This is a genomic window from Curtobacterium sp. ME26 (assembly GCF_903970945.1).
GTDB lineage: Bacteria > Actinomycetota > Actinomycetes > Actinomycetales > Microbacteriaceae > Curtobacterium > Curtobacterium citri.
In genome coordinates, this window is record NZ_CAJCKG010000094.1 from 1 (window position 1) to 2,855 (window position 2,855).

General features: G+C 71.1%; 2 protein-coding genes. Both read right to left on the reverse strand.

All coding sequences use genetic code 11. From position 1 onward, the window contains the following. Positions 1–374 precede the first annotated feature (374 nt). Positions 375–1,796 carry a UDP-glucose dehydrogenase family protein gene (locus H7A69_RS17120; protein WP_182048142.1) on the reverse strand — a complete coding sequence of 474 codons (1,422 nt, stop codon included), beginning with the start codon at positions 1,794–1,796 and terminating at the stop codon, positions 375–377. After that, positions 1,793–2,677, reverse strand: a complete 885-nt coding sequence (locus H7A69_RS17125) for a glycoside hydrolase family 26 protein (RefSeq protein WP_182048143.1) — start codon at positions 2,675–2,677, stop codon at positions 1,793–1,795. Before H7A69_RS17125 ends, H7A69_RS17120 begins: the two co-directional genes overlap by 4 nt. Positions 2,678–2,855 lie beyond the last annotated feature (178 nt).

The window sequence follows — 2,855 nt, forward strand, 5'->3', positions numbered from 1 at the left end:
GGGCGCTGCTGCGGCGCCGGGCCCCCGCTGGGCCGGAGGGGCCCCGCCCCGGCGGGGGGGGGGCCCCTCCGGGGTGGGGCGGGGCGGGGCGGGTGACGGCCGGGGGGCCCGGTGCCGGGCCGGCGGACCGGCCCCGGGCCTCCAGGCGGTCGCCGCACCCGCCTGCCCGATCCTTCCCAGGACGGTTGCGATGGCTGGCAGGAACGGGCGTTCCCGGTCGGAACGAACGACCAGGTACGCCCGGAACGACCAGGTACGCCCGGGACGACCAGGTACGCCCGGGCCCACCCGGCGCGACCGCTGCGGCCCCGCGGGCACGGAAACGGGGCCCGCGCCGCCCCCGGCACGGACCCCGTCTCGCACGGACGCGACGACTACCGCGCTGTCACCAGCACGTCGTTCGCCCCCGCGGCCACGCTCACGGGCGCACCCGTGACCGGCGTGGGCCGCCCCAGGGAACGGACGGACCACCCCGCTTCCACCCAGTCGGCGACCGGGAGGCAGTTGCGGGCGTCGATGACGGTCCGGCGCCCGACGAGGGCTCCGAGCGCCGTCGGCGACGCCTGCACGATGTCGTCCCACTCGGTGAGGACGAGGACGACGTCGGCACCCTCGACCGCGTCCTCCTTCGACGCCGCGTAGGACAGCGTCGGGAAGGAGCGTCGGGCGGTCTCGTTCGCCTCCGGGTCCCAGAGCGTGACCTGCGCGCCCCGGAGGTGCAGCGCGGCGGCCACGTTGAGCGCCGGCGAGTCGCGGACGTCGTCCGTGAGCGGCTTGAACGCGGCACCGATGACGGCGACGCGACGGTTGAGCACCGAGCCGCCGAGCGCCTCGATGGTCATGTCGATGACGCGCTCACGCTGCCCCATGTTGATCTCGTCGACCTGCTGCATGAGGCCGACGACCCGACCGGCACCGATCTCGTTCGCACGGTGCATGAGTGCCCGGATGTCCTTCGGCAGGCAGCCGCCCCCGAAGCCGAGGCCGGCGTCGAGGAACTTCCGGCCGATGCGGACGTCGTGCCCGAGCGCGTCGGCGAGCGTCGTGACGTCCGCGCCGGTGATCGCGCACATCTCGGAGATCGCGTTGATGAACGAGATCTTCGTGGCGAGGAAGGCGTTCGCACTGACCTTCACGAGCTCCGCGGTGGCGAGGTCCGTCGTGATGACCGGTGTGCCCTCGGCGATCGGTGCCGCGTAGACCTCGCGCATGACGGCGTCCGCGGCGGCGGAGGCACCGCCCCAGACGAGCCGGTCCGGGTGCAGGGTGTCGTCGACGGCCTTGCCCTCGCGGAGGAACTCGGGGTTCCAGACGAGCTCGGCGGCGATGCCCGACGGCGTGAACTCGCGGACGATGCCGCGGAGCCGTTCGGCGGTGCCGACCGGGACGGTCGACTTGCCGACGATGAGACCGGGGTGTGTGAGGTGCTCGGCGACACCGCGGGTGGCGGCCTCGACGTAGGACAGGTTCGCGGCGTGCGACCCGGCCTTCTGCGGGGTGCCGACGCAGACGAAGTGGACGTCGGCTGCCGCGACCGCCTCGGCGATGTCGGCGGTGAACCGGAGCTTCCCGGTCGCGACGTGCTTCGTGATGAGCTCGGGCAGGCCCGGCTCGTAGAAGGGGACCTCGCCGGCGGACAGCGCCGCCAGCTTGGCCGGATCGACGTCGACGCCGATGGTGTCGAAGCCCATCTCGGCCATGGCGGCCGCGTGGGTGGCGCCGAGGTAGCCGGTGCCGATGACGGAGATGACGGGGGCCGGGCGCACGTCGGCGCCGTCCTGCTGCTGTTCGCTCACTGTTCCTTCACTTCCTGGAGGTCGTACCCGATGTCGTCGCGCCGGATCCCCGTGCTGAACGCCGCGAGGCTGTCCTTGCGGGAGTTCAGGCGCCAGTCGTTGGTCGCGCGCTTGCCGTCCGTGACCGAGGTCGCCACCTCGCTGAAGTACGCGAAGCCGATGACGTCGTCGTTCGCGGGGTCGGCCAGGGCGGCGAAGAGCGAGGTGAACCACGCCGCCTTCTGCGACTCCGACACGGCGGTGCCGGACTCGGTCGCACCGATCTCGTTGAGCACGATCGGCTTGCCGGGCGCGATCTGCCGGAGCTGCCCGAGGGTGGCGTCGAACGTCTTGGCGAAGGTCGCCGGGTCGCCGGCGTTCCGGTAGTAGCCGCTCATGCCGACCCAGTCGACGTACTGCGCGCCGGGGTAGTACTTCGCCGTGTAGTCGACGGTGCGGTAGGTGTCGCTGCCGAGGTCGTCGATGCGCGTCGGCGACCAGTTCCAGATGACCTCGTCGTTGGCGCCGTTCGCCTCGAAGACCTGCCAGACGTGCTGCCACATCTGTCGGTACGTACCCGGGGCGTTCTGCGGCCGTTCCACCTTCGACGGGTTGAAGGGCTGCTCGGACCAGTTGTACCAGGAACCGTTCATCTCGTGGTCGAGGCGGATGACGATCGGCTGTCCGTTCGCCTTCACGGCCTGCGCGTACTTCGTGAGGTAGGCGTCGAAGTCACCGTCGATGACGTCCTGGTTCGAGTACCCGGGCACGTTCGGCTTGTCGTTGCCGACGTTCAGCGGCTTGGTCTCCCAGGTCATCATCGGGAGTCGGCCGTTCGCCCACGAGCGCTGCACGGCGCTCGCGTTGAAGTCCTGGTCGAAGCCCTGGAAGAACCCGACCATGTTCGAGGCCTTGCCGACCTGCTGCTGGACCTCGTCGTACTCGGAGATCGGACGAGGGCCGTGTAGGGAAAGAGTGGCCAGAGCTGTGGCGCATCCGGTGCTTTTCGCCGCACCTGCGCACAAGAGACTCGCGTCGGACAGGTAGGCGCGCGCCTCTGGATCACGAGACAACGACGCG

What these genes read in the sequence shown, in the direction of transcription:
- H7A69_RS17125 (WP_182048143.1), bottom strand. Translation starts at nt 2,677, where the DNA reads ATGGTCGGGTTCTTCCAGGGCTTCGACCAGGACTTCAACGCGAGCGCC.